Annotated in this window: 26 protein-coding genes; 6 read left to right on the top strand and 20 right to left on the bottom strand. The window is 59.7% G+C overall.

Going from position 1 to position 26,142, the window contains the following annotated elements:
* Positions 1-37: 37 nt before the first annotated feature.
* Positions 38-2,320: a type I DNA topoisomerase gene (topA, locus tag ACE3O2_RS15615; protein ID WP_374339054.1), complete on the top strand. Its 2,283-nt coding sequence runs from the start codon at positions 38-40 to the stop codon at positions 2,318-2,320.
* A 147-nt stretch (positions 2,321-2,467) separates the two neighbouring features.
* A complete protein-coding gene (locus ACE3O2_RS15610) occupies positions 2,468-2,977 on the top strand; it encodes a hypothetical protein (protein WP_374339052.1) in 510 nt (169 codons plus the stop codon).
* Positions 2,978-3,035: 58 nt separating this feature from the next.
* Here ACE3O2_RS15610 and ACE3O2_RS15605 read toward each other — a convergent pair whose 3' ends face one another.
* The 7 genes from ACE3O2_RS15605 to ACE3O2_RS15575 form a co-directional block, all read right to left on the bottom strand.
* Positions 3,036-4,409 carry a nicotinate phosphoribosyltransferase gene (locus tag ACE3O2_RS15605; protein WP_374339050.1) on the bottom strand — a complete coding sequence of 458 codons (1,374 nt, stop codon included), beginning with the start codon at positions 4,407-4,409 and terminating at the stop codon, positions 3,036-3,038.
* Between the two features lie 59 nt (positions 4,410-4,468).
* A complete protein-coding gene (locus tag ACE3O2_RS15600) occupies positions 4,469-5,521 on the bottom strand; it encodes a bifunctional nicotinamide-nucleotide adenylyltransferase/Nudix hydroxylase (RefSeq protein ID WP_374339048.1) in 1,053 nt (350 codons plus the stop codon).
* Between the two features lie 113 nt (positions 5,522-5,634).
* The gene (hemL, locus tag ACE3O2_RS15595; protein WP_374339046.1) at positions 5,635-6,912 is read right to left on the bottom strand and encodes a glutamate-1-semialdehyde 2,1-aminomutase; all 1,278 of its coding nucleotides are present in this window, start codon (positions 6,910-6,912) and stop codon (positions 5,635-5,637) included.
* Positions 6,913-6,970: 58 nt separating this feature from the next.
* Positions 6,971-7,471, bottom strand: a complete 501-nt coding sequence (locus ACE3O2_RS15590) for a CYTH domain-containing protein (RefSeq protein WP_374339044.1) — start codon at positions 7,469-7,471, stop codon at positions 6,971-6,973.
* Between the two features lie 14 nt (positions 7,472-7,485).
* Positions 7,486-7,905 (bottom strand): CopD family protein, encoded by a 420-nt coding sequence (locus ACE3O2_RS15585; protein ID WP_374339042.1) that lies wholly within the window; start codon positions 7,903-7,905, stop codon positions 7,486-7,488.
* A 9-nt stretch (positions 7,906-7,914) separates the two neighbouring features.
* Positions 7,915-8,733 (bottom strand): M48 family metallopeptidase, encoded by an 819-nt coding sequence (locus ACE3O2_RS15580; RefSeq protein WP_374339039.1) that lies wholly within the window; start codon positions 8,731-8,733, stop codon positions 7,915-7,917.
* 2 nt (positions 8,734-8,735) lie between these two features.
* Entirely contained in the window at positions 8,736-8,900 is a 165-nt protein-coding gene (locus ACE3O2_RS15575) for a rubredoxin (protein WP_374339037.1), read from the bottom strand.
* Positions 8,901-8,995: 95 nt separating this feature from the next.
* Between ACE3O2_RS15575 and ACE3O2_RS15570 the strand changes: the two genes are divergently transcribed.
* A complete protein-coding gene (locus tag ACE3O2_RS15570; protein WP_168878258.1) occupies positions 8,996-9,829 on the top strand; it encodes a hydroxymethylpyrimidine/phosphomethylpyrimidine kinase in 834 nt (277 codons plus the stop codon).
* Between the two features lie 15 nt (positions 9,830-9,844).
* On the opposite strand, the gene ACE3O2_RS15565 is transcribed toward ACE3O2_RS15570, so the two are convergent.
* The 7 genes from ACE3O2_RS15565 to ACE3O2_RS15535 form a co-directional block, all read right to left on the bottom strand.
* The gene (locus tag ACE3O2_RS15565; RefSeq protein WP_374339034.1) at positions 9,845-10,465 is read right to left on the bottom strand and encodes a hypothetical protein; all 621 of its coding nucleotides are present in this window, start codon (positions 10,463-10,465) and stop codon (positions 9,845-9,847) included.
* Between the two features lie 36 nt (positions 10,466-10,501).
* Positions 10,502-10,798, bottom strand: coding sequence for a DUF1330 domain-containing protein (locus ACE3O2_RS15560; protein ID WP_374339032.1), 297 nt, complete (start codon positions 10,796-10,798; stop codon positions 10,502-10,504).
* A 33-nt stretch (positions 10,799-10,831) separates the two neighbouring features.
* On the bottom strand, positions 10,832-11,680 hold the full coding sequence (locus tag ACE3O2_RS15555; protein ID WP_374339209.1) for a ParB/RepB/Spo0J family partition protein: 849 nt from the start codon (positions 11,678-11,680) through the stop codon (positions 10,832-10,834).
* 26 nt (positions 11,681-11,706) lie between these two features.
* Positions 11,707-12,498, bottom strand: coding sequence for a ParA family protein (locus ACE3O2_RS15550; protein ID WP_168878262.1), 792 nt, complete (start codon positions 12,496-12,498; stop codon positions 11,707-11,709).
* A 21-nt stretch (positions 12,499-12,519) separates the two neighbouring features.
* Entirely contained in the window at positions 12,520-13,155 is a 636-nt protein-coding gene (gene rsmG / locus ACE3O2_RS15545) for a 16S rRNA (guanine(527)-N(7))-methyltransferase RsmG (protein WP_374339028.1), read from the bottom strand.
* A gap of 62 nt (positions 13,156-13,217) precedes the next feature.
* Positions 13,218-15,125: a tRNA uridine-5-carboxymethylaminomethyl(34) synthesis enzyme MnmG gene (gene mnmG, locus ACE3O2_RS15540; protein ID WP_374339026.1), complete on the bottom strand. Its 1,908-nt coding sequence runs from the start codon at positions 15,123-15,125 to the stop codon at positions 13,218-13,220.
* Between the two features lie 198 nt (positions 15,126-15,323).
* Positions 15,324-16,436, bottom strand: a complete 1,113-nt coding sequence (locus ACE3O2_RS15535) for a glycerophosphodiester phosphodiesterase (RefSeq protein ID WP_374339024.1) — start codon at positions 16,434-16,436, stop codon at positions 15,324-15,326.
* A gap of 334 nt (positions 16,437-16,770) precedes the next feature.
* Between ACE3O2_RS15535 and dcm the strand changes: the two genes are divergently transcribed.
* From dcm to ACE3O2_RS15520, 3 genes are read left to right on the top strand one after another with little or no spacing between them, the layout of a single operon-like run.
* Positions 16,771-17,889 (top strand): DNA (cytosine-5-)-methyltransferase, encoded by a 1,119-nt coding sequence (gene dcm / locus ACE3O2_RS15530; protein WP_374339207.1) that lies wholly within the window; start codon positions 16,771-16,773, stop codon positions 17,887-17,889.
* 12 nt (positions 17,890-17,901) lie between these two features.
* Positions 17,902-18,366, top strand: coding sequence for a very short patch repair endonuclease (locus tag ACE3O2_RS15525; RefSeq protein WP_374339022.1), 465 nt, complete (start codon positions 17,902-17,904; stop codon positions 18,364-18,366).
* Positions 18,350-19,642, top strand: a complete 1,293-nt coding sequence (locus tag ACE3O2_RS15520; protein WP_374339020.1) for a type II restriction endonuclease — start codon at positions 18,350-18,352, stop codon at positions 19,640-19,642. Before ACE3O2_RS15525 ends, ACE3O2_RS15520 begins: the two co-directional genes overlap by 17 nt.
* Before the next feature lie 41 nt (positions 19,643-19,683).
* On the opposite strand, the gene ACE3O2_RS15515 is transcribed toward ACE3O2_RS15520, so the two are convergent.
* The 6 genes from ACE3O2_RS15515 to ACE3O2_RS15490 form a co-directional block, all read right to left on the bottom strand.
* Positions 19,684-20,394, bottom strand: coding sequence for a FadR/GntR family transcriptional regulator (locus tag ACE3O2_RS15515; RefSeq protein WP_374339018.1), 711 nt, complete (start codon positions 20,392-20,394; stop codon positions 19,684-19,686).
* A 66-nt stretch (positions 20,395-20,460) separates the two neighbouring features.
* A complete protein-coding gene (locus ACE3O2_RS15510; RefSeq protein WP_374339016.1) occupies positions 20,461-21,336 on the bottom strand; it encodes an SMP-30/gluconolactonase/LRE family protein in 876 nt (291 codons plus the stop codon).
* Positions 21,336-22,106 (bottom strand): SDR family NAD(P)-dependent oxidoreductase, encoded by a 771-nt coding sequence (locus ACE3O2_RS15505; protein ID WP_374339014.1) that lies wholly within the window; start codon positions 22,104-22,106, stop codon positions 21,336-21,338. The genes ACE3O2_RS15510 and ACE3O2_RS15505 overlap by 1 nt, the downstream gene beginning before the upstream one ends.
* An 8-nt stretch (positions 22,107-22,114) precedes the next feature.
* Positions 22,115-24,283, bottom strand: a complete 2,169-nt coding sequence (locus tag ACE3O2_RS15500; protein ID WP_374339012.1) for an alpha-galactosidase — start codon at positions 24,281-24,283, stop codon at positions 22,115-22,117.
* A 10-nt stretch (positions 24,284-24,293) separates the two neighbouring features.
* Positions 24,294-25,145 carry a carbohydrate ABC transporter permease gene (locus ACE3O2_RS15495; protein ID WP_374339010.1) on the bottom strand — a complete coding sequence of 284 codons (852 nt, stop codon included), beginning with the start codon at positions 25,143-25,145 and terminating at the stop codon, positions 24,294-24,296.
* On the bottom strand, positions 25,145-26,092 hold the full coding sequence (locus ACE3O2_RS15490; protein WP_374339008.1) for a carbohydrate ABC transporter permease: 948 nt from the start codon (positions 26,090-26,092) through the stop codon (positions 25,145-25,147). The genes ACE3O2_RS15495 and ACE3O2_RS15490 overlap by 1 nt, the downstream gene beginning before the upstream one ends.
* Between the last annotated feature and the right edge of the window lie 50 nt (positions 26,093-26,142).

Raw genomic sequence — 26,142 nt, 5'->3', positions numbered from 1 at the left:
CTTGGTGGGGCGTTTGTTTGAAAGCTTAGAAGAGACTATGGCAGCCAATCTGCTGATCGTGGAATCGCCCGCCAAGGCGAAGACCATCAAGAAATACCTCGGTGCCGACTTTGAAGTACTGGCTTCCTATGGCCATGTGCGTGGACTGGTACGCAAGGACGGCTCGGTAGATGTCGACAACGACTTCGCCATGAAATACCAGGTGATTGCGCGCAACAGCAAGCATGTGGATGCCATCGCCAAGGCGGTGAAAGACGCCGACAACGTCTATCTGGCGACTGACCCGGACCGCGAAGGCGAGGCGATTTCCTGGCACATTCTGGAAATCCTCAAAGGCAAGCGGCTGACTGTTAACAAGACCATTCGCCGGGTGGTGTTCCACGAGATTACCCAGAGCGCGGTCAAAGACGCGGTGGCCAACCCGCGTGATATCGCGTCCGATCTGGTCAACGCCCAGCAGGCACGCTCGGCACTGGACTATCTGGTGGGTTTCAACCTGTCACCGCTGCTGTGGCGCAAGATTCGCCAAGGGCTCTCGGCCGGTCGGGTACAAAGCCCGGCGCTGCGCCTGATCTGCGAGCGCGAGCTGGAAATCCGCGCCTTCCAGAGCCAGGAGTACTGGTCCATCCATCTGGATAGCCACAAGAGCCGCACCCGCTTCTCCGCCAAGCTGTTCCAGTATCAAGGCAAGAAGCTGGAGCAGTTCGATATCAACAATGATGCCCGCCACAGCGAGGTGCTGGCCAGCCTCAATGGCCACCCGGCCAACGTGGTGCAGGTGGAGAAAAAGCGCAAGTCGCGCAGCCCGGTGGCACCATTCACCACCTCCACCATGCTGCAGGAGGCGGGCCGCAAGCTGGGTTTGACAGCCGACCGCACCACCCGTGCCGCCCAGCAGCTGTACGAGGGGATCGACATTGGCAGCGGCCCGGTGGGTCTGATCACCTATATGCGTACCGACTCGGTGGCACTGGCGGCAGAAGCCGTCACCGAGATCCGCCACTACATCAGCAAAAACTTTGAGGCTGACAGCCTGCCTGCGCAGCCGGTGCAGTACAAAAACAAGGCCAAGAATGCGCAGGAAGCGCACGAGGCGATTCGCCCGACCTCCATCTTCCGCACCCCGGAAGCGATGAAGGGCTTCCTGACGCCGGACCAGTTCAAGCTGTATGAAATGATCTGGAAGCGCACAGTATCCAGCCAGATGGCCCCGGCCCGCTTTGATGTGACCAGTGTTGATATCGAAGTGGGCAGTGGCAACCTGTTCCGCGCCAGCGGCCAGGTACTGACCTTTGCCGGTTTCATGGCGGTCTATCTGGAAGACGAGGACGACGCCGAGGACGAGGACAATGCCCGTCTGCCGGTGCTGGAGCAAGGCGATGTGCTGCCGGTCGACCGCCTGTACGGTGACCAGCACTTTACCCAGCCACCACCGCGCTACACCGAAGCCAGCCTGATCAAGGCGCTGGAAGAGTTCGGCATTGGCCGTCCGTCCACCTACCCCAGCATCATCACCACGCTGAAAGACCGTGAGTATGTGCTGGTGGACAAGAAGCGGCTGACCCCGACGGACACCGGTGAAGTGGTCAACAAATTCCTCACCGAGCACTTCACCCAGTACGTGGACTACCACTTCACCGCCAAGCTGGAAGACAAGCTGGACGAGATCTCCAATGGCGATCGCGACTGGATTCCGGTGATGCAGGAATTCTGGAAAGGCTTCCACAAGCAGGTGGAGGAGAAAAAGAACCTGACCCGTGCCGAAGTCACGCATGAGGCACTGGACGAAGCCTGTCCCAAGTGCGGCAAGCAGCTCACCATCCGCTTTGGCAAGCGGGGCCGCTTTGTCGGCTGCTCGGGCTATCCGGAATGCGATTACACCCGCAACCTCAACGGCAACGCCGAAGAGGAAGAAGTGGAACCCTCGCTGGTGGAAGGCCGTATCTGCCCGAAATGTGGCGGCGGCATGGTGCTGAAGAATGGCCCGTATGGCAAATTTGTCGGCTGCGCCAACTACCCGACCTGCAAGCACATCGAGCCGCTGGAAAAGCCCAAGGACACCGGTGTGACCTGCCCGGAGTGCAACAAGGGCACGCTGATCGAGCGCAAGAGCCGCTATGGCAAGCTGTTCTACAGCTGCAATACCTACCCGGCCTGCAAATACGCGACCTGGAATCCTCCACTGGCCGAAGCCTGCCCGCAGTGCAAGTGGCCAATACTGACCCTGAAGACCACCAAGCGCCGTGGCACCGAAAAAGTGTGCCCGCAAAAGGAGTGTGGTTACAGCGAAGTGGTGACGCCGCCCGAACCCAAAGCCTGACGGTCGCATCCTGTGTCACCCCGGGTCGCGCAAGCTGCGACCCACACCACCCGCCGCCTGGCCCCCTAGGCAGGCGGGTTTTTCTTGTGCGATGATACGACATCAGCATGCCTCTACCCGAGGCGATTAACCTTGCCGGAAAAACCCATGACCTTAGTTAGAATCAGCCTGTTGGCTGCCCTGTGCCTCGCAGGCACGGCCCACGCCGAGAAAGCCCCGGTTGCCAGCGACCCTTGCTTCAAATCGGTGTTCAAAAAAACCGTACAGCAGCAACAGTGGCAAGTGTTTGAATGCATGCCGGAAAACCCGGCTGCAGTCACGGTGTACTATCGCGCCAGCCTGAAGCGCGCGGATGGCCGTCAGCAGGAGAGCGGCGTCATCGCTGCCGAGCCGCAACTGCAGACCGATTACCACCTGCACGGTGGCGACCTGCTGCAACTCGATTTCGTCAGCGAGCGAAATGGCAGCACCGCCTTCCTGCACCCGGTGGAGGGTGCGGGCAAAGCACTGTCCATGGTTCGCTTCGACTACCAGACGGACGACGAAGAGTCCCTGCAAGTGGTGCGCAAAGGCCAGCAACTCAGCTTCAAGCCCGCTCGTAACAAGATGAAGGTCAACATTCAGCCGGATGGCCAGTTACAACTGCTGAAGAAGTAAAAACGGGCAGCCACGCTGCCCGTTTTGCTGGATGGTTTCACGTGAAACCATGTCACGTTTACCTCGCTTCGCTACGCGCCCGCACCTCGGCCAGGGTATGGCGATGGCACAGCACGCCGTTCTCAAACACCGTCAGCATGGCATCCTCATCACTCGGCATGGGGGTAGCTGTGGTGACATACGCCCCATTGCGACGATACAGCGCCACACGGCCCTTCTTGGAGACCTTGCCATGATCGGTGACCGGGTCCTTGTACACATCGCGCCAACTACCATTGACCTGCATGGCACTGCACTTCATGGCGAACTTTTGCGTATCACGGTTGCATTGCTGCAGCAACGCACCGCCCATGCCAAACGCGATATTGTCAGCGGCAAAGCCTTTGGCTTGCAGCCCGGCCAGAATCGCCTCAATGGCCTGCAGATTGATGCCATCACCCTGAATCAGCCGCACATGGTTGAGTAGTTTGTAACCCTTGCTATTGAGGGTCACGCCGAACTGTTCGGCCAGCATCTCGGCACTCTTGCGCACAATTTCCACCGGATCACCGGAATCGGGGCGCACCACCAGCGTGGCCCCCGAGGCCACCACCTGCTCGCGCAGCTCGCCGCCCCAGCCCTGCTCGATGGCGTGGAACAGGTCATAACTGTCGGACACCACTGCCAGCAATGCCCCCGGCTTGGCGAACTGCTGCAGCATGTTGCGGTAAGCATCAAACTCATGCTCGCGCCCCCAGCTGGTCACGGTCGAGTGTTCCGCCGCCGGAATCGAGAAGCCCGCCATCGGCTCATCATAGTAGCGACGCGCCGCCACCAGCGACAGCACGGTGTCGGTGCCCATAAAGTTGACCAGATGGGCGAGGCCACCAAGCGCCGAGCTCTCGGTACTGGACACCCCGCGTGCGCCAAAGTCGTGCAGCTTGAAGGGCAATTGCCCGGCCGGGTCATCCGAGGTCGCTTGCAGGTAACGGCGGATGATTTGCTTGGCGTGCCATGATACCGTCGCCACCGTGGTGGTATACCACAGGCGCAGCAATACCGGCTCCAGATAGCTGACCAGCCAGAACGCCGCCGGGTCGGTGGATTCCACCGTCACCAGACACTGGTGGGTAGGTACCACACTGCCTTCCGCCACCGCGCGAATACGCAAGGGCAGCCGCCCCTGGTGTACGTCCAGAATGTGCTGCCAGCCCGCTTCGTTGAACGGTTCGCCGTGGGCGGCAAACAGCTCGCGCGCCTCGGCAATCATCCCGGCAGTGATCGGCTTGGACAGATAGTCCTGCAGGATGCTTTGCAGACCGAAAAACACGGTGCGGTCAAAACGTCCGCCACGCGATTCGATATAGGAATACATGGCCGATGCACTTGGCGGATATTGCAGGTAATGGCTGGCCTTGTAGGAATCGGTATTGAGGATCAGATTGTCAAACATGGTGCACCCCTTCCGGTTGCAATGATGGATCGCACCGGTCTTTCCGGTGCGCTGGGTGTTCAGGCCACACCCAGCAGGCCATTGATGATTTCCAGATGATCTTCGTACAGGTGGTGTTCCAGCTCCGGCAGGTCGCCGAGCGGAAACCAGCGGGCTTTTTCGGCATCGTCCCCGCCTTTGACCTTGGGCAGTTCAAACCACGGCAGTTCAATCAGGAAGGCTTCGGTCAGCGTACGGCCGCGCAAGGAGCGCTCCGGATGGTCGAACAGACGACGATCCTTGATTGAGGTCTGCAAGATGGCGCGCATCTCGTCGATGCCGGTTTCCTCGCGCAGTTCGCGCAGCATGGCTTCTTCCGCCCGCTCATCCTGCCCGACAAAACCACCCGGCAGCGCCCACAGTCCTTTGCCCGGCTGTGCGCGCCGCTTCACCAGCAGCACATGGCCCTGACACACCACCACCGCGTCCACAGTAAAGAAAGTGGGCGGGTAGGGCGCATCCGCCCAAGCGGCGCGGTACTGCTGGGTAAAGGCTTGCTCCTGCTTCAGCAGCAGGTAATCGCGGGTCTCCGCAAAAGCGCGCAGGTAATCCAGCACCGGCAGCGGTACCCGGGTACGCAGCAGTATGTCCCAGCGCGGCGTGCCACTCTCACTGCTGTCATCACCGAAATACCATTGCCGCAACGTAGTGGCATCCAGACCGTCGATATTCTCGACATCTTCCAGCGTCCACTGCGGAAAGGTTTTCAGGTAATAGGAGCTGTGATCCTTCAGGTGGCCGATCAGGCCAATGCGTGCAGGCTCCTGCAGGTGCGCCACCTGCTGCGCAACCGTCGCGTGTACTTGTGCCAGCCATTGGTGCTCGTTATACAGGTAATCGCGCAGCGGCAGGATGCTGACCCGCTCGCGCTCTTCGCTACTCAGGCAGTCCAGCAGCATCATGCGCCGCTCTTCATAGCTGAACGGGTTTTTAATGGTTCGGGGTTTGAAGGCGGTACCGACCAGCACAATCACATGGTCAGCCAGGCGCAGCGCACGCTGCAGGGTTTTGAGGTGTGCGGCATGCATCGGCTGAAAACGGCCGATGTACACCAGATGGGTGTAATGATTCATGGCAGCGATTCTCCATCGCAGGTTCAACACAAGGGTCCGTCTCTCGGACCTGTGATGACTATGCCACTGTCGCGCAGGGTTGGCAAGCCGGGGCTCCGGCTTGCCAGACCGACTTAAATGCGGGCAAACGCGCGCCGCGCCGCGGCCAGCGTGGCGTCAATCACCGCATCATCGTGCACAATGGAGACAAACCCGGCCTCATAGGCGCTCGGTGCCAGATAGACACCTTCGTCCAGCATGGCATGGAAAAAGGCGTTGAAGCGGGCGATATCGCTGCGGGTCACTTCGGCAAAATTCTGCGGGACTTCCGCAGTGAAGTAGAGGCCGAACATGCTGCCCATGCTCTGCGCCGAAAACACCACACCCGCTTCGCGGGCCGCGTCCTGCAAGCCCGCAGCCAGCCGTGCGGCACGCTGACTCAGCGTCTCGTAGAAGCCGGGTTGACGAATCTTGTTCAGCGTTACCAGACCGGCCGTCACTGCCAGCGGGTTGCCGGAGAGGGTGCCCGCCTGGTACACCCCACCCAGCGGCGCAATGTGCGCCATGATGTCGCGGCGACCACCAAACGCCCCTACCGGCATGCCGCCGCCGATCACCTTGCCCAGCGTGGTCAGGTCTGGCGTGATGCCATAGCGTCCTTGCACCCCGGTCAGCCCTACACGGAAACCGGTCATCACTTCGTCAAAAATCAGCACGGCACCCGAGGCTGTGCACAGCTCACGCAAACGACGATGGTAGGCTTCGCCGGGTGCGATCAGGTTCATGTTGCCAGCAAAGGGCTCAATGATCACCGCCGCGATCTCGGCGCCTTTTTCCGCAAATACCGCTTCCAGTGCAGGCAGGTCATTGAACGGCAGCACCAGGGTATGCCGAGCGATTTCTTCCGGCACCCCTGCCGAGCTGGTTTGGCCAAACGTCAGCAAGCCAGAGCCCGCCTTGACCAGCAGAGAATCACTGTGGCCGTGATAGCAGCCCTCAAACTTGATCAGCAGGCTGCGCCCGGTGAAGCCCCGCGCCAGACGAATGGCGCTCATGGTCGCCTCGGTACCACTCGACACCAGCCGCACCTGCTCCATGCTGGGCAGCAGCTCGCAGATCAGCTCCGCCAGCACGACCTCGCCCTCGGTGGGCGCGCCAAAGGAGAAGCCGCGTGTCGCCGCTTCCTGCACCGCTGCCACCACATCAGCATCGCCATGGCCGAGGATCATCGGCCCCCAGGACTGGATATAGTCGATGTATTGCTTGCCGTCCGCGTCCCACATATAGGGGCCTTCGGCGCGGTCAATAAAGCGCGGCGTGCCGCCGACGGATTTGAAAGCACGAACGGGTGAATTCACACCGCCGGGAATGCTGCGCTGGGCGCGCTCAAACAATTGCTGGTTACGGTTCATGGGCTTATCCAGTCACAAGGTAGGGCACAGCCCGCAGGCTGCGCAGAATCAGGGGCCACTATGGCGCAGGCGGCACCGGGCTGCCTTGCGCAGGATCAGCCCATTGCGTATACGGGTGTTGCGACAGCCAGGCATTGGTATAGCGACCATCGTCGGTCACTTCCTCGCCCAGCCAGTCCGGGCGGGTAAACGGTGTGTGCTCATCCGGCAACTCGATTTCCGCCAGAATCAAACCGGCATTATCCCCGAAGAACTCATCCACTTCCCAGATAAAGCCATCCAGTTCGATGCGGTAGCGCTTTTTCTCCACCTGCATGGCACACAGGTGGGTCAGCATGGCTTCGGCATCCGCTAAGGGGACCGGGTACTCGAATTCGTGGCGGCGCATGCTGGAAATCTGCCCTTTCAGGGTCAACCAGGCCTGCTCACCCACCACCCGCACACGCACGGTGCGCTGTGGCTCCACCGAGACATAGCCCTGGCGATACCAGATGCCAGGGGCCAAACCACGCCAGCGCTCGCCGTTGACCTTGAAACGGCGTTCGATTTCATACGCCATGATGATGTGACCTTTCAGAACGGCTTGAGCACCACCAGAAACACCACTGCAAACAGCAGCAGCACCGGGATTTCATTGAATACCCGGTACCAGCGGTGGCTATGCTGGTTGCGGCCTTCAACAAAGGATTTGAGCAACTGGCGACAGCAGCCGTGATACACCAGCAGCAGCAGCACCAGCGCCAGCTTGACGTGCAGCCAGCCGCCGCTGATGCCGAAGCCCAGCCACAACCAGCTGCCAAAAGTGAGGGCCAGCAGCGCCAGCGGTGTCATGAAGCGGTACAGTTTGCTGGCCATCAGCGTCAGCCGCAGGGTGGCCTTGGCGTCGGTTTCCATCGCCAGGTTGACGAAAATGCGCGGCAAGTAGAACAGCCCGGCAAACCAGCTGACCACAAAAACCAGGTGCAATGCCTTAAGAAGGCCGTAACTGTTCACCCTGCCTCCTTAACGCTTGCGAGCCGCTTCGTACAGCGGCAGCACCTTGGGCATGGCATCGCGCAGGGTCTGGGCACGGGTCTTGTCAGACGGGTGAGTGGAGAGGATTTCTGGCGGTTTGCCACCGCCCAGGTTGCCCATCTTCTCCCACAGCGATACCGCTGCTCGCGGGTCATAGCCCGCACGCGCGGTCAGTTCCAGCCCCATCAGGTCTGCTTCACTTTCGTGCTCGCGGCTGTGCGGCAGCGTGTAAGCCACGGCAAACGCCTGCCCCAACAGGTCTTGCTGCTGGGTATTGAGCTTGGCGGCGGCGCCGAGAACCGACAGGGTAAGCGATGCCCCATAGGCTTGCGACAGGCGCTCCCGCGAATGCTCACGCAGCGCGTGGGCGATTTCGTGGCCAATCACCGCCGCCAGTTCATCGTCGGTGGCCTTCAGGCGGTCAATCAGCCCGGTGTAGACCATGATCTTGCCACCGGCCATGCAGTAGGCGTTCACTTCATCCTTGCGCTGGACATTCACCTCCCAGTTCCAGCGCAGCGCATCCTGGCGGAAAACCCCGACTTGGGCAATCAGACGATTGCTGATGGTGCGCACCCGGTCGTAGGCCTTGCGGTCTGCATTCAGCGCGCCACCTGCTTCCTGCTTTTCCTGCAGGTACGCGGCCTGCGCCATCTCCTCGGTTTCCTTGGCGCTGACCATCATGCTCTGCTTGCGGCTGACGCCCACCACACCGCTATCGGTGGTTTTGACCGACTTGCAGGCGACCAGCGACAAACTGGCGACCACAGCCAGCGCAACGCCTTTACGCAACCATTGACGTGCCATGTTCAGATCTCCACCATTTCAAAGTCATCCTTGCGCGCGCCGCAATCCGGGCAGGTCCAGTTCATCGGCACATCCTCCCAGCGGGTGCCTGGCGCAATATTGTCGTCCGGGCGGCCTTCGGCCTCATCGTAAATCAGCCCACAAATCAGGCACATATAGGTTTTCATGCGATTCCTCACAGATGACTTGCAGCGTGGCACAGGCAGTTGCCCGCAGCATGGGGTAGAATGCCATTTTACTGTGAAGCCAGCCCCTCTGCACCATGTCCGACAGCCCACCCATTGTTCTCTCCTTTGCCGCCAGTGACAGCACCGGTGGCGGTGGCCTGCAAGCCGACGTTCTGACCATTGCCAGCATGGGCGGCCACCCTTTATCGGTGGTGACCGCGCTTACCGTGCAGGATACCCTTGGCGTGGAAAGTGTGCTGCCGATTGAGGCAGACTGGATTGCCGAGCAAGCCCGCGCAGTGCTGGAAGATATTCCGGTGACCGCCTTCAAGGTGGGCATGGTGGGTAGCGTGGAGGGCATCGCCGCCATTGCCGAAATCGTGGCCGACTACCCTGACATTCCTCTGATTCTGGACCCCTGTCTGGCGTCACGCCGCGGTGACCAGCTGGCGGACGATGACATCATCGACGCCCTGCGCGAAATGCTGATCCCACAAGCCACGCTGATTACGCCGAACCTGCTGGAAGCCCGCCGCCTGCTGCAGGCCGAGCAGGACGAGGAAGAAGAAGAATACGGACTGGACGATCTGGCGGCCCGCCTGCTGGCGCTGGGCACCGAATATGTGATGATCACCGGCACGCTGGACCCGACCAGCGACGTGATCAACCGCCTGTACCACGAGCAGGATGGCAAGCTGCTGGAATCCAGCTGGCCGCGCTTTCCGCACAGCTATCATGGTGCCGGTGCCACCCTCTCCGCTGGCATTGCCACCGGACTGGCCAGTGGGCTGGTGCTGAAAGAAGCGGTGCAGGACGCGCAGGATTACACCTGGCAGACCCTGCAGCATGCCTTCCGCCCCGGCATGGGCCAACATCTGCCGGACCGGCTGTACTGGGCAGTGGAAGAAGAGGGTGGCAGCGAAGACTAAGCCACCCAAGCTCCATCAACGCAGCTTATGTTTCGCCATGCACGCCAGCATGGCATCACGCCCCTTGAAGCCGCCTTCGGTGGCCGCCACCAGCACGGTTTTGCCATCAAGCATCATTTCAAAATCGCCCCGGTCAACAATGCTTTTCACCGTTTCCTGCAGCTTGATCGGGGTGATCAGGTAGGCTCCCGGCATCCACGCAAATGGAGCTCGCCCACTCTGCTCATTCAGTCGCATCGACACTTCTACCTTTTGAGGAGACGTCGGGGAGTCCATTCCAGGACCGGCGTAAACGGCAACGGGTGACCCGGTGCCCTTGGGGCTGGCAAAGAAGAACTTGTTGTCATTCTGGGCGAACAACAGCGTGCATTTGCTGTCTTTGGGGCTGCGACCTTCAATCAGAAACCAGAGACCTTTATTGCTGCCTCGGTGCACCAGTGTCCAGCCTGGTGGCAGCTTGACTTTAGCTGCAGGATCATCCCCTTGCAGCGTCACTTGGCCGGTCTGCATCTTGCTTAGAAGGTCGGCATAGTCTTGCAGGGCCGCATCATTATCTTCCGCATGGGCAAGACCCATCGTCAGTATGACGCCGGTGATCAGCACGCGAGTACCCCAGCCGGTAAAAAGTGCCTTCATATGGTTTCTCCAGAGGGCAAATACGCCATTCAGCAGTCAGGCCGGGATCTCTTCGTAGAAATGGATGGTCATGTCGCATGCCTGATCCCGCAAGGGGACCAGCGCTTGGTAGCGTACATCGCCATAAAAGCGGTCGGCATGCGACGCATCACGGAAACGAAATACAGCGGCCACCTCAGCGCCAGGCGCTTCTCCACGCAGGGTATGGGCATAACGTCCGCGGACAACCACCTCGACACCCAGCTCGGCCATCAGCGGTGCAGCAGCACCGACATACGCCTTGAAAGCGTCCATGTCTTTCAGCTTGGCATAGGAATAATTCAACAGCGTCATGCTCACCTTCCTCGTTTCAACGGCCGGTTGAGTTCAGGCAGAGTAGCCAAAACGCTCAAGCAAGCCATCCAGTTGTTCCAGGCTCAGGTACTCGATTACGATCTTGCCACGGCCCTTGTTGCCGCCGCGCACTTCCACCCGTGCGCCCAAGCGGTCCGACAGGCCTTCTGACAGGCGGGCCACGTCAGCATCCACCTTTTTCTCGGTTTTGACCGGCGGGTTCAGTACCTGCTTGACCAAGGCTTCGGTCTGCCGCACCGACAAGCCCTTATCCGCCACCGACTGCGCCACCGCACTTTGCTGCACCAGCGGCAAGGCCAGCAGCGCGCGGGCGTGACCCATGTCGATGCCGCCTTCGCTCAGCAGCGCCTGTACCGGGCGCGACAGCTGCAGCAGGCGCAGCAGATTGCTCACCGCACTGCGCGAACGGCCGACGGCGGTTGCGGCGCTGTCGTGCGTCATGCCAAATTCATCAATCAGGCGTTGCAGGCCTTGGGCTTCTTCGAGGGCATTTAGTTCCTGTCGCTGGATGTTCTCGATCAGCGCGATGGCGAGTGCTGCCTCATCCGGCACATCCCGCACCAGCACCGGCACCTCGGTGAGGCCTGCCAGCTGCGAAGCACGCCAGCGACGCTCACCGGCAATGATTTCGTAATCGGTATCCGATACCGCCCGCACCAGAATCGGCTGAATCAGCCCCTGAGCCTTGATCGATGCGGCCAGCTCGTCCAGCGCCGCCACATCCATATGGCTGCGCGGCTGGTATTTGCCGGGGCGCAAGCGCGACACCGGCAGCGTCATCAAGGTATCGCGGCTACTGTCCAGATCGCCGCCCAGCAGGGCGTCCAGCCCGCGGCCCAGACCTTTCAGTTTGGCCATGATCGGTTTCCTTTCGTGATAGCAGGGGGTCAGGCGCTGGCGGTTTCCGCAATCTGCAGGCCCAGCCGGGCCATCAGTTCGTCGGTGAAGGCCAGATAGGCTTGCGCGCCACGTGAGGTCTTGTCGTACAGCATGCCCGGAATGCCGTAGCTGGGTGCTTCAGCCAGCCGTACATTGCGCGGGATGACGGTATCAAACACTTTGTTGCCAAAGTGCTTTTGCAGCTGCTCCGCCACCTGCTGGCTCAGCGTACTGCGGCTGTCCACCATGGTACGCAGCAACCCGAGGATGTCGATTTTCGGATTGAGGTGCTTCTTCACCATGCGTACGGTGTTGACCAGATCGGTGAGCCCTTCCAGCGCGTAGTATTCGCACTGCATCGGGATCAGCACCGAATCGGCTGCCACCAGCCCATTGAGCGTCAGCAGGTTGAGCGCCGGTGGGCAATCCAGCAAGATCAGATCGTAATCCGCCTTGATGTCTGCCAGCGCGCCTTTCAGGCGCTGCTCGCGCGCCATCATCGACACCATCTCGACTTCTGCCCCGGCCAGATCACGGTTGGCGGGCAGCACGTCAAAACCGCCGCTGTCCGAATGCTGGCGTACGCTGGCAAGCTCGGCATCCTCGACCAGAATCTGGTAGATGGTCTGCTGCAGGTGCTGTTTGTCCACCCCGGCACCCATGGTGGCGTTGGCCTGCGGGTCAAGGTCAATCAGCAGCACGCGCAGGCCGCGGCTGGACAGCCCGGCCGCCAGATTGACTGCGGTGGTGGTCTTGCCGACGCCACCCTTCTGGTTGGCAATTGCCAGCGTCAAAGCCATGCGTGCGTCCCCCGCCTCAGATCAGGCCGTCACCTTGAGGGTGACCAGATGTCGTTCTGCGCCCAGCCCCGGCACCTCCAGCGGCTGAACATGTTCTACCTCAAACCCGGCAGGCAGATGGGCAATTTCCTCGAAAGGGTACACTCCCTTCATGGCCTGGAAGCGACCACCTGCCGCCAGCGCACTCTTGGCCAGCTTGACGAAGTCCGCCAGCTCAGAGAAGGCACGCGAGATGATGGTATCGAACGCCAAGCCACTCAGCGCTTCGACGCGCGAGGTATGCACCGTCACATTCGCCAGCTTCAGCTCGATGGCCGCTTGCTGCAGGAACGCGGTTTTCTTGTGGTTGCTGTCCACCAGATGCACCTGCCACTCGGGGCGGGCAATGGCCAGCAACAGACCCGGAATGCCACCACCGCTGCCCACATCCAGCAGGCGCTGAGTGGTGGTGAGGCAGGGCAGTACGGCCAGCGCGTCCAGCAGATGGTGGGTCACCATCTGTTCCGGGTCGCGCACGGCGGTGAGGTTATGCACCTTGTTCCACTTCACCAGCAAGGCGAGGTAATCCATCAATTGCTGCTGCACCGCCGGGGAAAGGTCGAGGCCCAGTTGGCGAATGCCGTCAGCCAGTTGTTCTGCCAGTTGCGGGTGGGTCATGGTAGCCGTATGCAATCCAAAAAGGTGGGTAGGGGGCGCCTGCTATGTGCAGCAGGCCGCCATCATGCCGACTTGCGCTCTGCCGCCAGCCGCTTCAAATGCACCAGCAACAGGGAAATCGCAGCCGGAGTCATGCCGGAAATGCGCGATGCCTGGCCGATGGTTTCCGGCCGGTGCTGACTCAGCTTCTGCTGCACTTCCTTGGAGAGGCCGCGCACTGTGCTGTAATCCAGATCGTCCGGCAGGCGCACGCCTTCCAGCCCTTCGGTACGCGCCACTTCCAGCTGCTGGCGGTCGATGTAGCCTTGGTACTTGATCTGGATTTCCACTTGCTCTTTGACCGCCGGATCGGTTTGCGCCTGCTCAGGCAGTGCCTCCAGCCCGCTCACCTGCAAGGTGTGCAGCAAATCGTAATCCATATTGGGGCGACGCAGCAGGTCGGCCAGCGTGTATTCACGCTCAATGCGCTGACCCAGTACCCGCTCGGATTCGTGTGCCGCCAGAATGCGTGGATTCACCCAGGTGGCTTTCAGCCGCTCGATGTCGGTGGCCACCGCATCGCGCTTGCGGCAGAAGGCGTCCCAGCGGGCATCATCCACCACGCCCAGCGTGCGGCCTTGCTCGGTCAGGCGCAGGTCGGCATTGTCCTCGCGCAGTTGCAGCCGGAATTCAGCACGGCTGGTAAACATGCGATAAGGCTCGGTCACGCCACGGGTTATCAGGTCATCCACCAGCACGCCCAGATAGGCTTCATCACGCCCCGGGCACCAGCCGTCCTGCTCGCGCGCCAGCCGGGCGGCGTTGATTCCCGCCAGCAGCCCCTGTGCGGCAGCTTCTTCATAGCCGGTGGTACCGTTGATCTGACCCGCAAAGAACAGGCCCTGGATGGCCTTGGTCTCCAGCGTTTGCTTCAGGCCACGCGGGTCGAAGTAATCGTATTCGATGGCATAACCGGGGCGCAGGATGTGTGCCTGCTCCAGCCCCGGCAGGCTGCGGATGATCTGCCACTGCACATCAAACGGCAGGCTGGTGGAGACGCCATTCGGGTAAATCTCGTGCGTGGTCAGCCCTTCCGGCTCCAGGAACACCTGATGGCTGTCCTTGTCGGCAAAGCGGGTGACCTTGTCCTCGATCGACGGGCAGTAGCGCGGGCCGACGCCTTCAATCACACCCGCGTACATCGGCGAGCGGTCCAGATTGGCGCGGATCAGGTCATGCGTGGCGGTACTGGTGTGGGTAATCCAGCATGGCAGCTGCTGCGGGTGCAGGGCGCGGCTGCCCATGAAGGAGAACACCGGAGCCGGATCATCGCCGGGCTGTACTTCCAGCCGGGAAAAATCAATGGTCCGGCCATCAATGCGCGGCGGCGTGCCGGTTTTCAGCCGCCCCACCGGCAGCTGCAATTCCCGCAGCCGTTGCGACAGCGTTACCGCCGCCGGATCGCCCGCACGGCCTGCGGTGTAGTGCTGCATGCCGACATGCACCAGCCCATTGAGGAAGGTACCCGCCGTCAGCACCACGGTACGCGCCGTAAAGCGCAAGCCGATTTGCGTGACCACCCCGCTGACCCGATCCCCCTCCAGCAGCAGGTCATCCACCGCTTGCTGGAACAGGGTCAGATGCGGCTGGTTCTCCAGCCGGTGACGGATGGCTGCCTTGTACAGCACGCGGTCTGCCTGCGCGCGGGTGGCGCGCACCGCCGGGCCTTTGGAGGAATTCAGGGTACGGAACTGGATACCGGCCTCGTCCGTCGCGATTGCCATGGCGCCACCCAGCGCATCCACCTCGCGCACCAGATGGCCCTTGCCGATGCCGCCGATCGACGGGTTGCAGGACATCTGCCCCAGGGTCTCGATATTATGGGTGAGCAGCAGCGTCTCGCAGCCCATACGGGCTGCGGCCAGCGCGGCTTCGGTACCGGCATGACCGCCGCCGACCACGATCACATCAAAAGACTTGGGGAACTGCATGAACATCGCACCTGCAAAAAAGCATTCAGAGCGGTATTCTACAGGAAATCAGACACTTGGCGTAAGCCACTGCCCAAAGGGCAGGATGTTTCACGTGAAACATGGGCCACCCAGCGGGGCGCCACAATATGGCCATGTCATTGATTATAAAAAACAAACGGCGCAGACCCGTTGGCCTGCGCCGCTGCAGAGCACCACTCAGCGGGTAAACTGCTCGATGGCCTGACGCCCCACCACCGGATCATCACTGAAGAAGCCGTCGATTCCGGTTTTCAGGTAAGCCACGATCTCGGCCTGCGCATCCCCCCGCTCGGTCAGCGAGCCCGCATTGCCCTTGCGCAACTCCACCGGCAGGAACGGGTTTTCCGGGCGCAAGGTCCAGATATGCACCTTCAGCCCAGCCGCATGCGCATCCTGCACAAAGCGGGTCGGCTGACCCAGGCGATTATCCGCCGTGCGTGGAATGATGATTTCCTTGTACGGCCCCACGCCATCGGCGTAGCGGGCAATCTCACGCAGCCCCTCAGCGGTGGTCAGATCGGCATAGGTGCGCTTGTCACCGGAAGCGATGAAATCATACGGCGTGTTTTGCGGGGTACCATTGGCCGCCGGTTTGTTCAGCGGATTGTTGATCAGCTGAACCAGCGACAGATCCGTCATCTTGCGCAACTGCTTCAGGTTCGCCACCTCGAAGGACTGGATCAGGATGGGATCATTGCGCTTGGTATAACCCGCTTCGTGCAAGGTTTTCACCAGCGGCTCTTCCAGCGGAAGGCCAATGCTGCGGAAATAGCTCGGGTGCTTGGTTTCCGGATAAATGCCAATGCGGCGGCCCTGAATCTTCTCATAGCGACGCACCGTGGCAATCACCTCGGTGAGCGTCGGGATCGGATACTGGCCGTTTTGCGCCACATTCTCCGGGCGGTTGGCCGGAATACGCTCACGGGCGCGTAAGGTCTTCAGCTCAGCGAGGGTAAAATCTTCGGTAAACCAGCCGGTAACCGGCACACCATCAATCTGCTTGGTGGCCTTGCGGTTGGCAAACTCCGGGTGATCCGCCACATCGGTGGTACCGGAAATCTCGTTCTCATGCCGCGCCAGCAGTACCCCATCCTTGCTGGACACCAGATCCGGCTCCACATAATCCGCCCCGGCCAGGATCGCCCGCTCATAAGATGCCAGCGTATGCTCCGGCGCGAGCGCACTCGCGCCACGATGCGCAATCATCAAAGGCTTGGCTTTCACCACGCCTGGCCCCTGCGACGCACATCCCGCCAAGGCCCCCACCACCAACCCCAACAGCAAACGCATGTCCTGCTCCCCGAGACAGTAAAAACAGCAGCGTGACAGAAGGATGTTACGGGGGAGTGAAGTTGTGCAGCCGCATGATTTTCTTTTCCTGGAAGAAAGGGAATTTTCATGGCATTATGCAATAAAAATTCCCAGCGAGTGCGCAGCCATGCAAAACGCCCTGATCCAACAATATCTGCACGAAGCCCTCAAGTATTACAGTAAAGCCGAACTGGCTCGCCGACTGAACACCACTGAGAGCACCGTCCATCGCTGGGTGGCTCGTGAAACCGAGCCCCGGCCTTACCTGGTGGATAGCCTGAAACAGCTACTGCTGCCATTCGGACCTGCAGGCATGCCATCAGGCGAGTTTCGCTTTATTGATCTGTTTGCAGGCATCGGCGGGCTCCGGCAAGCCTTTGATGCAATAGGCGGCGAATGCGTTTTTACCAGCGAATGGGACAGCTACGCACAAAAAACCTATGCCGCTAATTACCGTCATGACTTGCACCCACTGAACGGCGACATTACCAAAGTCTCAGCCAGTGAAATCCCTGAACATGATGTGCTACTGGCAGGTTTCCCCTGCCAGCCGTTCTCGATAGCTGGGGTATCAAAGAAGAATGCCCTCGGTCGTGCTCATGGTTTTGAAGACGAAACCCAAGGTACGCTATTCTTCGATGTCGCCCGCATCATCAAGGCGCATCAACCCAAGGCCTTTTTGCTCGAAAATGTGAAAAACCTGCTGTCTCATGACCGTGGACGCACGTTTGATGTCATTCGCCGTACCCTGACGGATGAGCTGGGTTACCACATTCACTGTCGCATACTTGATGCTCGCCACTTTGTACCGCAAAGTCGCGAACGGATCGTGATTGTCGGCTTCCGCGAAGCGAATGACTTCAACTGGGAAAGCTTGCAGTTACCCCCCAAGGGCTGCAGGACCATGAAAGACATCCTGCACTGTACCGATGGCACGGAACCCGTGATTGCCCACGATGGCGACCGCTTCTTCGACCATCAGCTACACAAGGTTCAAGACAAGTACACTCTCACCGACAAACTCTGGCAATACCTGCAAGACTACGCCGCGAAGCATCGCAGCAAAGGCAATGGGTTCGGCTTCGGCTTGGTGGGTCCGGACAGTATTGCCCGTACCCTGTCCGCCCGCTATTACAAGGATGGATCAGAAATTCTCGTGGATCAGGGGCACGGGCATAACCCACGCCGACTTACCCCCCGGGAGTGTGCAAGGCTGATGGGATTTCCGGATGATTTCATCATCCCGGTCTCCGATACCCGAGCCTACAAACAATTTGGCAATTCCGTTGTCATGCCGGTATTCCGTGAAGTGGCGCGACGGATGCAACCTTATCTGTACCAGCAAGCATTTGAACCTGTGCAGCAAGACCTGTGGGCAGACTGTGGCAAGGCCGTCGTACTGCAGGCCCCAGCTCCTGCCTACATGGCCTGACCGTTCTGTCCCGTGGCTGACATTGTGGATACCTTGACCCGAAGCCGGATGATGTCCGGCATCCGGGGCAAGGATACCAAACCAGAAATGCAGCTCCGCAAGTTCCTGCATGCTGCGGGATTCCGTTACCGACTGCATGTACAAGCGCTACCAGGCAAGCCCGATCTGGTACTTTCGCGCCATCGCGCCGTGATTTTTGTACATGGCTGTTTCTGGCATGGACACCACTGTCGCTACTTCAAGTGGCCAAAAACAAGGTCTGAGTTCTGGCAGGAAAAGATCAGCCGGAATCAACAGCGTGATCAGCTGCAATGGTCGCAACTACAGCGTGAAGGCTGGCGCACCCTGATTGTATGGGAGTGCGCAACGCGACCGGCTGGTCCGAAACACTGGGCAAGCCTGACTGCGCAGTGGCTGCGCAACGATTCTCCAGCAGCTTTCATTGATGAACAGGGTCTGCATGAACAGCATGTTTGATGACCGGATCAGCGACTATATTGACACCATCGCTGCCAAATACCTGACCGCAGTAGATGCCGACCCTGGTACATCCAATCAGCATGAAGTCGGGGGGCTGATACAGGCCGGGTTTGGCGAAAGCCTTGGCAGACCGGACAAGCGATCAGAGTTCCGCTTCCGGGCACGACAGGTCTTCATCAGTAACGATCAGGATGAACCCCTGATCGTGGATGATGTTGTGACCTGGTATGACGCCAGGCGAAAAGTCGAGCATCGTGGACCGGAGTATCGTCTTTACTATCACGATAACCCGGTCATGTCATGCCGAGCCGCAGGCCAGTTCTTCCTCATCGCCAAGCTGAAGCCTGGTGTCATGGTTGCCGAAGAGTCTGCCAATATCAGTGGCGACTTGTTGATGATACTGGCACCAGCTGACAGCGCTGCCGAGCGTCAACTGCGCATCCTGTTTGGCTTGCAGCATGTGGATGAACGCTTCAAGCCAGGCGAACTGGATGCTGGCAAGCTGATGCTGCCACTGAGGCTGATGCTGGAAGACCTCGGCATACAATTGCATAAGCAGCAGGATGACGACTACTGGCTTGAACAGTTACACCTGCAATTCGGGACTACCCATTTTCCGCAGACAAGCGCCTTTTCGCAGTTTGCACGTGATACCTTGCCAGATGAAGTCAGCCCGCAGGATGACCCGGATCACACGCTTTTGGCCTGGATGACGCATGAAGAATATTTGTTCCGCTTGCGGGAACGGCAATCTGTACTTCGTCAGCTCAAGCAAGGCTTTGGCAACGATACTGAAGCAGTTGACGCTTTCATTGCTTTTTCCCTCAGCGTACAGAACCGACGAAAATCACGTGTCGGACATGCATTCGAGAGTCATCTGCACCATCTCTTCATCGCAAATGGCGTACAGGTTGAACAGGGAAGGGGTGCTGGCAAGGTCACGGAGAACAATGCCAAGCCTGATTTCCTGTTTCCATCCTTCAAGGCCTATCAGGATGAACATTATCCTGCCCACCGCTTGACCATGCTGGGCGCCAAAACCACCTGCAAGGATCGATGGCGTCAAGTCCTGAGTGAAGCCAATCGCATCCCTGAAAAGCATCTGGTTACCCTTGAGGCTGCCATCAGTGAAAACCAGACTCAAGAGATGCAGCACCATCGGCTTCAGCTAGTGGTGCCAAAAGAAATCGCGCTGACATACAGCCCAAGGCAGCAGCAATGGCTACTCAACCTACAGCAGTTCATACAACATGTGAGGCAAAAACAGGCTTGATCTAATGTAGCCACCGGGCTACGCCCAAGTGGAACCACTGTTCACTCCGAGGTTTTGATACTTCTTCGAGTCAGGTTGGCGCGGCTGTCGCCAAGCAGGTGTTGCATGGCGGCACGGGCGGCGTTTTCATCTTGTTGGCGGATGGCGTCCAGTACTTCGCCGTGCTGCGGGAGGGAGTATTTGAAATCGTTGGCGTTGCGGGCTGACATGACGAACAAGGCTTCGAGCGCGGTTTCGATCAGCGAGGAGAGCGGCGTCAGCAATTCGTTGCCGGTCGCCATCAGGATGGCTTGGTGGAAATGCAGATCACCGGTAACCCAGTGCTCCATATCCGAGGCATCCGCCATCTCCTGATACGCCATCTCGATGCGCGAGAGTTGTTCTGTATCGCGGTGGCGTGCAGCGAGTGCGGCAGCGGAGGGCTCTACGATTTCACGCATTTCCATCAGGTCCTGGGCAAACGCGTCGGATTTCATGGTGGAACAGCGCCAAGCCAGCACATCCGGGTCCAGCATGTTCCATTGCAGCCGAGGGCGTACGCGGGTGCCCACCTTGGGGCGGGATTCGATCAAGCCCTTGGCGGTCAGAACTTTGACGGCTTCACGGAGTGCCGTACGGCTGACCTCGAGATGACTGGCCAACTCCTCCTCATTGGGCAAGCTGCCGGAGGGGTAGTCGCCCCGTACGATGCGCAACCCCAGCTCATGCACGACATGACCGTGAAGGCTGCGGGTGGAGTATGTTCGACTCATGGCCAGAATCGGTCCATTGCTAAATAGGGTATTCTACCTGCATCCTGCTCGGCGGCGCGGATGACTTCATCCGCCATAACACGCGGCAGGCAAGCCCCGGGTACCGGGGTCAATTTCAAACAGCCCGCCCGCCAGAGGTTCTTGTTGCAACTGTGCGTCACTCAAGCCAATTCGTGCGCTGGTGACAAACAGACGATCCATGTTCGCGCCACCAAAGGTACAGCTGGTCACCTGCGAAACCGGAAGGGGAATGTGTTTCAGGCGCTCCCCTTGTGGGCTGAAGCGGCTGATACCGGCGCCCCTCCAGTGTGCAATCCACAGACAGCCTTCTACATCGGTGGTCATGCCATCCGGCGAGCCTTCATCCGCCTGAAACTGCCGCCACAGGCGACGCGGTCCCAATTGACCGTCCGGCAGGCGCTCATAGGCATACACCCGTCCCAGCAGGCTATCCGTGTGGTACAGCGTCTTGCCGTCCGGGCTCAGCGCTGGGCCATTGCAGATGTGGTAATCGCTATCCATGACCTGCCATTGACCATCCAGACTGATGCGGAACAGCTGACCGACGGCCTGTTGTGGCTCAGTATCATGCATGGAGCCCGCCCAGACATTGCCTTGCGCGTCGGCTTTCGCGTCGTTCAGGCGACACCCGGGTTGCCCGGCCATAGGGTTGCCCAGATAGTCGATGACCACCGTCGGCTCCAGTTGCAAACGGGCAAATCCATCACGAAAACCCGCCAGAAAGCCTGCGCCGTTCAGGCGCGGAATCAGCCAGCCGATGTCTACCGGCATCGCCCAGCTGAACTTTTCCCCGCTCATCACATCCAGCGCATGCACCGCCGGTGCCTTGATGTCCACAAAATACAGCCGCCGCGCCTGAGGTGACCACAGCGGCCCCTCGCCCAGCAACGTACCCACATCCCACAGACACTGTGCCGACATCAGGTCCACCCCGCGTCCACAATGAACTCCTGTGCCGTAATCATGCGGCTGTCTTCGGCAGCAAGAAAAAGCGCCATATTGGCAATGTCGATACCCTGGATGCGACCCGGCAGGCAGTGGTTGTCGTTCATGGCTTTCTCTCCGGCTTCATCCACCCAGTGATTCAGCTGCCGGTCCGTCATCACCCAGCCGGGGGTCAGGGTGTTGACCCGGATGCGGTCTTTGCCGAATTCGCGCGCCAACGAGCGGGTCAAGCCCGTGGTGGCTGACTTGCAGGTCGCGTAAGCGCAATAGCCCGCACCTTTGACTTTCCAGCTGGTCGACCCGAGGTTGACCACCACCCCAGCCCCTTTGCGCTGCATGCCCGGAATCACCGCTTGTGCCGCAAAGAAGTGCACTTTCAGGTTGATGGCAACCCGCTGGTCGAAGTATTCCGGTGTCACGTCCAGAAAGGCATGCCGGTCGTCGTTAGCCGCATTGTTGATCAGGATATCGACATCGCCAAAGTGGGATACCGCATCATCAATCGCCTGCTTCAAGGCAGCCATATCCGCCAGGTCACAGCGCAAGAACACGGGCTGGGTTGCTGCGGCAGCGGATCGGGCCAGCACCTGTGCCGCCGCCTCAGCATTGCGGCCCGCGAACGCCACTTTTGCACCTTGCAAGGCGAACGCGGTGACAATGTCTGCCCCAATGCCGGAGCTGCCGCCAGTAACAAAAACCACCTTCCCCGCCAGGCTGGGATAGTGGGCAAACAAGGTGTCGGGCATGGCCGTCCTCATGTGGGTTGGGTAATGGGATCAATGGCCTGAATGCCGATGAGCAAAGCCGATTCAGGGTACATGGGCGGAATGGGCAGGCCCGCGGTACACAACGCCTCTCCCGACAATACCAGGCCAGTATGTTGCATCTGCTGAAACAGGGGAGAGGTATTACCGGTCGGGACAGGCTCCTCGGTCAACAGGGTCAGCCGATAGTGCAGCGACCTGTCCAGCCCGGACAGGGCAAGCACGGGTGCATGCCGCTGGCAGCTGTCATCCAGCCGGTAGAGCCCCAGGATAGCGGCGCACTGATCGTCCCGGGTGACTTGCCACCACTGCAGCGCATCGTGCAAGCTGCCTTGCTGCAAAACACCGCCATGCAGCACATCACGCCATTGCTTGTAATGGCTGATCCAAACTTTCAAGGCATGGCGCTCTTCTGCACTCAGTGTGCGGATGTCCATTTCCAGCCCAAGATGGCCGGGGAAGGTGACAGCGGCGCGGAAATCCAGGCGATGCTGACGCCCTGTAGTGTGCGCTGGGCTGGCCCCAATATGGGCTCCCATCAATTCAGGGGGGAAGAATCGCAAAAAGCCTTGCTGAATGCGCAGCCGGGAGCGGGCATCAATGCAGTCGCTGGCCCAGATGCGATGCGCATGCGCCAGAATGCCATAGTCCGCCCGGCTGCCACCAGAGGCACAGCTCTCGATTTCAACCTCGGGGTGGCTGGCTCGAAGCTGGCCCAACAATCGATAAAGCGCTTCAGTCTGGGCGTGATACGCCGCACAGCCATCATGTCCAGCGGTTGCCAGATCGCGGTTCATGTCCCATTTCAGGTAACAGATCGGATATTGGCTCAGCAGCTGGTCAAGGGTGGCAAAGAGGTAATCAAACACGGCATCGCGCGACAAATCCAGCACCAGCTGGTTGCGCCCCATGACCAAGGGGCGGCCTGCCAGCTGCAAGGCCCATTCCGGATGCTGCCGATAGAGCTCGCTATCCGGGCTGACCATCTCCGGCTCTACCCACAGCCCGAACTGCATGCCCAGATTGCGCACATGTTCAATCAGCGGGCTCAATCCGTCCGGATATTTCTGTTCATCGGGCCACCAGTCCCCCAGCGCAGCACGATCATGCTGGCGACGGTGAAACCAGCCATCGTCCAGTACAAACCGCTCCACGCCAACCTCCGCTGCCGCCTGTGCGAGTTGCTGCAGATCATCCAGCTGGTGATCAAAATACACCGCTTCCCAGGTATTCAGGTGCACAGGGCGGGGGGTCATGGCCTGCCCCGGCCAGGCAAGCAGGTGCTTGCGCACATACTGATGAAAGTTGGCACTCAGGCCATTCAGCCCGTCCGGCGAGAAAGACAGATACGCTGTAGGCGTCCTGTAGCGTTCCCCCGGTGCCAGCACGTGCTCACCGGGAGCGAACCAGGCCCCCAGTTGCAATTGACGCTGCCCGTCTTGCAGGCTTTCCACCAGCAAACTGTGGTTACCACTCCACCCCAGATGCACGCCCCAGACCGCCCCCTCATCCTCATGCAAGTCTTGCCCGACGATCAGGCCTGGAAAACTGTTGCTGGAGGTCCGGCCTCGCCGATTATCCCGGCGCCAGCAACCTGTCCCGAGGCGCTGCCTTACCTCCTGAAACTCCGCGGCCCACAAGCCAGTATAGGTCAGCACTTCGGTAGCACTGGCAGGCAGGGGAACACAGAGCGCAGCCAGCCAATCCACCCGGAAGGGCAGCGCTCCCTGATTTTCCAGCTCGGCATGCGCCACCAGCACATCACAATCCTCTGCCAGGGTATAGCATAGCCGAACGGACAGCTGGGCTACCGTGTCCAGCAGATGAAGGGTCAGACGGTTACCCTGCTGCTGCCAGTCCGACAGGTGAAAGTGATGCGCCCAGTCCTGATCGCCGCCGCCGGGCTGAGGCCGACTGCCAGCAAGTGCAGGATGTTCAAACCAGCCCATACCATGGCAAGGCAGCACAGAATGCGGGCCCTCCGATGCCAACGTACCGCCCGGCAGGGCACGCCCCGCGTCCAGTGGCCAGTCCGCAAAAGCCTGCACGGACGTCAGACGGGCTCCGATTTGGCGCCAGCGCGGCGGGCCATCTGCACTCGCTTCCAGCACCAAGCTCATGTGCCGACCTTGCAGGTGTTTCAACTCAGCGTGGCGCATCAGCAGGCTCTCATCCTTTGGTCGCTCCCAGGGTCAACCCGGCGATGAACTGCTTCTGCATCATGAAGAAAATCGCGATCGGCGGCAGGGCCGCGACTATGGCCCCCGCAGACACCAACTGCCACTGGGCCACCCATTGGCCATTGAGCGACTTGAGGCCTCCGGTCACCGGCATGGCGTGGTCACCTTGAATCAACACCGTGGCCCAGAAGTAGTCGTTCCAGATGAAGGTAAAGATCAGCACCGCCAGGGCAGCCAGCGCCGGGCGCACCAGAGGTAGCACAATCTTCCAGAAAATATGAAACTCACTGGCCCCTTCCACCCGCGCGGCTTCGATCAGTTCACGCGGCAGATCCCGAATGAAGTTGCGCATGAAGAAGGTGCAAAAACCACTCTGGAATGCAATGTGGAACAGCACCAGCCCCCACACCGTATCGTAAATGCCCAGCCGCAGGCTGAGGTCACGCACCGGCACCATCAGAATCTGGAAAGGCACGAAGTTGCCCCCCACAAAGATGAAGAACACCAGCAGGTTCAGGCGAAACCGGTATACCCCCAGCGCAAAACCGGAGAGACAGGACAGGGCCAGCGCACCCATCACGGTTGGAATCGTCACCATGAAGCTGTTGAGAATGTAGCGGGCAATCGGGCTGTTGCTGAAAACCGCAACATAGTTTTCCGCAATCTTCCACTCGCTGGGCAGCCCCCAATAATTACCGGCATTCAAATCTGCCGCCCCTCGGATGGAGGTCAATGCCACCGCCATGATAGGCAGCAGCCACAATAACAAAGACAGTGGCAGAACGAGCTTGTACAGCCACTGCACCGGTTTTCGGGTGTGGGCAATCGGCGTAGGGAACATCAGTCTTGCTCCTTTTCCTGCCGGTAGATACGGGTCAATACGAAGACAATGTAGATCAGCATGATCAGGAACAAAACGGTCGCAATGGCGGTGCCATAACCCATGCGGAAACCATATTCGGACAGTGCCTTTTCATACATGTAATACGCCAGCACCCGTGAAGACCCGTAAGGCCCACCCTGGGTCATGATGGAAATCATGTCAAAGCTGCGCAGTGAGCCTACGATGGTCACCACCACGGCGATGAAGGTTGCGGGCCGTAGCTGGGGCAATACCACATGCCAGAGCATGCGCCAGCCCTTGGCACCATCCAGCCGGGCGGCCTCGATCAGGTCCGGACGCAGATTGTTGAGCCCGGTCAGGTAGAGAATCATGCAATAGGCGATCTGCGGGTAAATCCCTGCAAACACAATGCCATAGGTCACCCATTTCTCGTCAGACAGCACCGCAACCGGTGCGACACCGAAAAAGTGCAGTACATGAAACAGCAAGCCATTGGTCGGGTCGTAAAACCAGCTGAACACCAGGCCAATCACCACCTGTGAAATCACAAAGGGAAAGAAAAACAGCGACTTGACCAGCCGAATCCCGAATACTTGCTGATTCAGAAACAAGGCCAGCGCCAACCCGGCTGGCACCGCGACCAGAAAGCCCACCAGCCAGATCAGGTTGTTCTGCAACGCTTTCCAGAAATCAGGGTCGTGCCATAGCTCGACATAATTGCCAAAGCCTATGAAGCGCGCCTGACCCAAACCATCCCAATCATGGAAGCTGATCGAGATCGATTGAAAAATGGGCGCAATCACATACAGCAGAAACAGGGAAATGGCCGGTGCCAGGAACAGCCAGGGCGCAATGCGCAAATGGTTGCGCTGCCACCAGCTGGGCCGTTCAAGCGGCGGGGAGAGTGAGGGCGTCTCTAGACGATGGCTGGGCACGGTACTCATGAAACGTGTTCCTTGTGGGTCCGGATCGGCGAGTCTGCCCCTGCCTGATG

The sequence above is a fragment of the Leeia sp. genome, assembly GCF_041909055.1.
In the GTDB taxonomy this organism is placed as follows: domain Bacteria; phylum Pseudomonadota; class Gammaproteobacteria; order Burkholderiales; family Leeiaceae; genus Leeia; species Leeia aquatica.
Note: the sequence above shows the minus strand (reverse complement) of the source record. Positions and strands in the feature narration are given on the sequence as shown.